The organism is Streptomyces sp. NPDC002787, from assembly GCF_053592095.1.
On the sequence record NZ_JBSFVC010000078.1, the window covers coordinates 1 to 5,716 of the forward strand.

Annotated in this window: 4 protein-coding genes and 1 pseudogene; 3 read left to right on the forward strand and 2 right to left on the reverse strand. The window is 65.6% G+C overall.

Annotated features, from left to right (window positions below; all coding sequences use genetic code 11):
- Positions 1-2,573: NB-ARC domain-containing protein (locus tag ACWD26_RS43865; protein WP_451279346.1), on the reverse strand; the 2,573-nt coding region annotated here is incomplete at its 3' end.
- A 973-nt stretch (positions 2,574-3,546) separates the two neighbouring features.
- On the opposite strand from ACWD26_RS43865, the gene ACWD26_RS43870 reads away from it, so the two are divergent.
- The 3 genes and pseudogenes from ACWD26_RS43870 to ACWD26_RS43880 all read left to right on the forward strand — a co-directional run.
- The gene (locus ACWD26_RS43870; protein ID WP_451279348.1) at positions 3,547-3,882 is read left to right on the forward strand and encodes a hypothetical protein; all 336 of its coding nucleotides are present in this window, start codon (positions 3,547-3,549) and stop codon (positions 3,880-3,882) included.
- A gap of 66 nt (positions 3,883-3,948) precedes the next feature.
- The gene (locus ACWD26_RS43875) at positions 3,949-4,356 is read left to right on the forward strand and encodes a DUF6527 family protein (protein WP_451279350.1); all 408 of its coding nucleotides are present in this window, start codon (positions 3,949-3,951) and stop codon (positions 4,354-4,356) included.
- A gap of 234 nt (positions 4,357-4,590) precedes the next feature.
- A pseudogene (locus tag ACWD26_RS43880) lies at positions 4,591-5,143 on the forward strand (IS5 family transposase); the annotation flags it as partial.
- Here ACWD26_RS43880 and ACWD26_RS43885 read toward each other — a convergent pair.
- A complete protein-coding gene (locus tag ACWD26_RS43885; RefSeq protein ID WP_451279352.1) occupies positions 5,127-5,462 on the reverse strand; it encodes a DUF5713 family protein in 336 nt (111 codons plus the stop codon). The pseudogene ACWD26_RS43880 and the gene ACWD26_RS43885 sit on opposite strands and share 17 nt — an antisense overlap.
- Between the last annotated feature and the right edge of the window lie 254 nt (positions 5,463-5,716).

The following is a 5,716-nucleotide window of genomic DNA, read 5'->3' on the forward strand; positions in this document are numbered from 1 at the left end:
TCAAGAGCCCGATCGACTACGAACACGACTACTGGGCCAGCCTCGGTGAGGGGCTGGCTGCATAGGAAGGTCTCCACGATTCGAGGGGATTGACAGAAGCGAATGCCTGGGGCTGTGAAAGCTGTCGACAGCAGATCGACCTGATCTCCGTAAAGGGGCGGGGCGACGAACTCCAGCTCCTGTCCGGTGACTCCGTCGCCTTTCGCGAAGCGCTGGACCTGCACGCCGCTCACAGCGTCCCAGACGGAGAATCCTTCCCGGCTTACAGCGGCGACGTGGCTTCCTTCGGCGGAGACTGCTGCCACACCGACAGAGATCTCCTGCGGCTGAGGCGAACTGGCGGCGAGGTCCCAGATCCGCACCGTCTTGTCCATGCTGGCGCTTGTGAGCCTCAGACCGTCCGGGCTGAAGCCCAGCGATGAGCACTGCGATCCGTGGTGGAAGCGGTGGACCTGTGTCCTCGTCCCGAGATCCCACACCTCCACGACGCCCTCACGGTTCCCGACAGCAAGTGCCGTGCCGTCGGCATTGAACGCTGCCACGGTGACGTTGAGGCAGTCGCGAAGTTCATACACACGCGCGCCGGACGACGTACTCCAGATGCCCACGTCTCGCCCCCGGGTTGCAGCAACGTGAGTTCCGTCCGCTGTGAGGGCCATAGGCCGGCCCTGCAGGGACTGCAGATTGCTGCCTGTGCCGGCGTCGCAGGAGAAGAAACGCAAGCCACCACGCCTGGAGAAGATCAGCGTCGTGCCGTCCTGACTCACCAGAAGCCGACTTGACTTACTGATCGGTGCCTGAAATCCATTGAGCCTGTCTCCGGTGTACGTGTCCCAGGTCGTGACCGCGCCGTCCTCCAGTCCGGTGAACAGACGACAGCCATCGGCACTGAAGGTGGTAGCACGGCATTTGCCTGGAAAGAACTGGTGCAGCTCCGATCCGGTGGTGAGATCCCAGCCGCAGACGATGCCATGGTGATCGACGGTGAGCAGATGCGTTCCACCGTTGCTGAACGCCACCTCTCTCATACGGTTGCGACGCGGCAGTTCGCATATCGGCGCCCCGCTTGAGGCGTCCCAGACACGGACTTGGCCCCTGATGTCAATGGTGGCGAGGCGGGTCCCATCAAGACTGAAGGCCATCTCGTCAACGGGTGCTTGATGCGTAAGGGTCCGCAGGAGCGCAGCGCTGGGCAGATCAGGCGGGGTCCACCGGTCTACGAGTGCTGGCCCTGACAGGACCGCGTCGGCGGCGGCCAGCCACGCCGCACCTCCTGGAACGCGGCTGCGGAGCACGGCATCGAGGGCCCGGGGTGGTGAGGTAGGGGTGAGGAGGTGCGCGGCACGTTCCAGATGCGAAGCGAGAGCTGCTGCATCGGCATGAGGGACCAGGGAGAGGTCTCGAAGAGGTGCGGTGGGGCCGTGGTGGTGCAACCGCATGCGCACCCAGCGGAAGTCCGTGGCAACGGCGACCGCATCCGAGGTGCGCTCCGCGTCCATCAGGTGGGCTATGAGGAAGTTCCGCAGGTATTCGTGAGATGTAGTCCACCACCCAGGTCCGCCCTCGCCGGCAGAGGTGACGGTGTCGAGGAAAGCGGCGTTCGCCACGGGCAGTCGAGCAGATAGCTCTTTTCGGAGATGATCGCGGATCACGTCGTGCAGGGCCACGGTCCCGCCAGGGATGCCGGAGTCGAGACTGAGCAGGGACAGATCGGCCATCTGCCTGCACAGGCTGCGCGCGGTTGTCTCGTCGAGACCGGCCACTCCCTCCCACAGGCGAGCTACCATCGCAATCGGGACGGCCTCGTCCTCAGCGAAGACTCCAAGTTCCGCGAACCTGTGCTCCCCATCGGGAGGCAGGAGTTCGGTGGCGGCTGCGAGACTGGCTCGCACGGCCCTGTTCCGCTCGTCGGTGTCGTCGAGGTCGAAATCCTTTTGCGGATCGCCGGACGCAGGCCCGTGCACACGCAGCCGCTCCAGAAGACGCCGTCCGACAGTGTCCGCATCGGCACCCGTCGACAGCTGCTCGCGCATGACACGGTTGGCGATCCGCAACAAAAGGACCCACCGTCCGGTCGCCTCGACAAGATCGTCGACCACCGCGTGTTCCGGCAGATGCGGTAAATCCTGCGTCAGGACCATGCGGGCCTGAGCGTATGTCATACGGTCGACCGCGATCAGCGTGGCGTGAGCGGGAAGCACTCTCGGGTTGCGGGTGGTGATTAGGCGGACACATTGCCGTTCCGCACCGATGAGAAACGGCCGCAGCTGCTCCTCCTCCCACACGTCGTCGATCACCAGCAGAGTCCGCGGCAGCGAGGCGAGGAGCTTGCCCAGCTGAGCGCCGGCCTGCTCCGGATCCTCGCCCACTGCAGACTCGACCGCCGTGATACGCGCCATCTCCGTGGCAACCTTGGCTGCGATCGCGGCCCGGCCCCGGACGTCACGACCGATCGTGATGAACCAGATCCCGCCAGGGAATCTCTTGCGGACCTTCGGCTGGGCGACGGCAAACCGGGCCAATGTCGTCTTGCCGAAACCGCCCGCACCATGAAGACCGGCGGTGATGGCCACAGCATCACCCCCTCGCCAGCGCCGCCGGGTGCGTGCGAGGACAGCAGCAACCACCTGGTCGGCCTCCGCCCGGTCCACCCACCCGTCTGGGACGGCCAGAGGGCCAGGCGCGATGGGCGCGGGCGCCGTTGCAGGCCGGCCGAACCTGACCATGATCGCCGAGCTCAGAAGGAACACGCCTCCCATGACGCTGGCGATCTGGTCTCCTGCACCCCATCCCTCACGCACGACTGTCCATGCAAGGAACACCAACGAACCCACAAAAACCAGGCCGCCCGCAACCCTCTTCCACCCCAGACGTCTCATACCCCACCCCTTCTGATCGGCACGACGCCGATGACAGACACCCCGCGCGCGCTTGAGCTTCGGCCAGGAACCCAGTCCAGCTGTGATCGCTTGCCGAAACCGAGAGGCGGTGCGCTGCGCCAAGTCTCGCGCAAATTGGGAAGGGTCCAAGGCCATTGCGCAGCGAACGGGCAGAGCCGAGTCCCACAGCAGCGGAGGGATCAGGATGCTGTCAGCCTGCTGGGGGACCACGATCTCACATGGCTGCAGCGGAGAGCGGGCGGGAAACCAATTAGGACCCTGCAGCAGACTAGAACGCACTAGGGCGTAAACGATAATTTGCCACTGTGAACGCCCTCATGGTGCGGGATGTCACGCAGGCAGGCAGATTCTCGCGGGGTCCCACTCTCAGTAGCGGGACAGACCTCGCCGGCTCGCCAACTAACGTGAGCGCCGCTTGCCAACAACGATGAGTAACAGCTCACGTACCAGCAAGGTAAGTTCTGCAACTCGCCAACTACGAAGGCAGGACCCGCGAGCGGCGCGAACCGCTGGCTATGACACGGCCGCGCGCAGGCTCGGGGGCCTTCGGCGCGTCGCGCGCCTGGGGTGTGGATGTTGGTGTATGCAGGCGTGAAGGTCGGCGGCTGCGCATGCCGAGCGGGGAGTGCAGGATCGGGGGTGGCTCATGGCAAGTGGGGCTTTCGAGGAGCTGCAGACCGGCGAGTTCGGGCCGGCCACGTTTGATCTGTTGCGGCGGCTGGTGCACCAGGTGCGCCGTGCCTCTGGCTTTCCGCCCCCGGAAGGGCACGCTGTCTGGAGCGATGACGCGGCTTACGACGTGATCACTGCGATGTTGTCCCAGGAGGGAGCGGGACAACGGTTCGTGACTGTCTGCTTCGCCCAGGCCGCCGACGAGGCCTCCCTGGAGCGGTTGTTCCTCACGTCGATCAAGGGACCTCAACGCCCGCAACGCCGTCCTGGCCGTCATCCGCTGGAAACGCTCCATCGGCATCTACGCTGACGCCTCCGACGAGAGCCACACCACGTACTCACTGATCACTAACGAGATCGCCAACGAGGACCTGCCGTGACCGCGCAAGACACCATGCGCCCGGTCTTCACCGACACGTTCCCTGCAGCGATGGACGCGGGGGTGCTGTACATCTCGATCCTCTACCGCACCTGCGGTCACCTCTGCTGCTGCGGCTGTGGCCACGAGGTCATCACACCGCTCTCCCCGGCGCAATGGTCCGTCACGTACGACGGCGAGAATGTGTCCCTCGCCCCCTCGATCGGCAACTGGTCCCTCCCGTGCCGGTCGCACTACTGGATCCGGGACGGCCACGCCCGCTGGAGCCGCCGGTACTCGACGGCGGAGATCGACCAGAACCGGAACCGGGACCGCCGGCTGCTGGCCGCCTACGACCCCGGCGACCCACGGCCGAACCAACGGGTCGGGTTCTGGCACCGTCTCCCTCTCTGGCGCCGCCCGTAGCCCGACGGGCGAACTCTCACCGCACTTTCGGCCAGACCGACTCCACAGACCGAGCGGCGCACACACCACATCCGCAAGCCCCTGGGGGCCATTCCCTCACACTGGCCGACGCTCTGGTCCCGGAGCTGCTGGCCCCCGGCCACGGATACATCCTCGGCGGCTGTACGTCCGGCGACGACATCCCGCTGCTGAGGCTGCCGACTTGCTGGCAGGCGGTTGCACCCCGCCGGCGATGCGGCCGGGGCCCGCAAGCAGGGCGACCTGCAGAAGGAACCACCGGGCGGCATCTTCGTCGAGCCCCGTGATCACGGGCTAGGAAGGTCGCGCGGCGGGTTCACCACCAAGCTACACCTGGCAGTTGAGCAGGGTCAGAAGCCCATGCCGATCGTGGTGACGGCAGGACAGCGTGGAGACTCGCCGCAGTTCGAACCCGTGCTGGCAAAGGTCCGCGTGCCCCGCATCGGGGAGGGCCAGCCACGCGTCCGCCCCCATCGGGTGCGGGCTGACAAGGCGTACGCCTCCCGCAAAAAACCGCGCCTACCTGCGCCGCCGCGGGATTCGCTGCACCATCCCGGACAAGGCCGACCAAACGCGCAACCGCCAGAAGCTCGGCTCCCGTGGCGGCCGACCGCCGCATTTCGACCCAGCCGACTACCGCGAGCGCCATGCGGTCGAGTGCGGGATCAACCGCCTCAAGAGACACCGCGCCGTCTCCACGCGATACGACAAGCTCGCCGTCCGCTACGAGGCGACCGTCCTGATCGCAGCTTTTAACGAATGGCTTTGATCGAAGGTGGCCTTCCCGTCCCAGCTCGCCAGTCCCGGCCGGCGGTCAGCACCTCCGCATCCGCGTCCGTGAACCCGTATGCCGACGCGACGAAACAAAACTCGTCACCGATCCACTCACGCGCAACCGTCTCGATCCCGCTCCCGGCCGCCACGAACTCCCTGTCCAGCAGGTTGAACTCCTCCGTTGCAGCCTGGGTGAGCGCATACAAGGTCGCCAGATCCGACGGCTGCTCGGCCTCAATTCGCTCGCACAGCCGCAGCAGGACGACCTTCCCCTGGTCGACCACCTGATCAGGGAAGTACGAGTCGTCATACATCTGCCGCAGGAACGAGTGTCCCCGCTACCTGCTGGTTTGTGATCGGCATGGCGCTTCCCCACCTCCGCGAAGAGCTGACGCGCCGATCATGCACAGCACCACTGACAACAAAGCCACCTATGTACGGCAGACCCCACGCGACCTGGACTTTCGCAACAGGCCCTAGCTTGATCTTTAACCTGTGCGGCGGGGTTGTGGGGTCGTTGGCTTCTTCGTTCGCTGCTTCGCTGTCGGTGATTTGCGGGGCGTGTGCA

Bases quoted from the DNA above. Each gene is read 5' to 3' on its own strand.
- ACWD26_RS43885 (WP_451279352.1), bottom strand. From the start codon at position 5,462: ATGTATGACGACTCGTACTTCCCTGATCAGGTGGTCGACCAGGGGAAG.
- ACWD26_RS43870 (WP_451279348.1), top strand. From the start codon at position 3,547: ATGGCAAGTGGGGCTTTCGAGGAGCTGCAGACCGGCGAGTTCGGGCCG.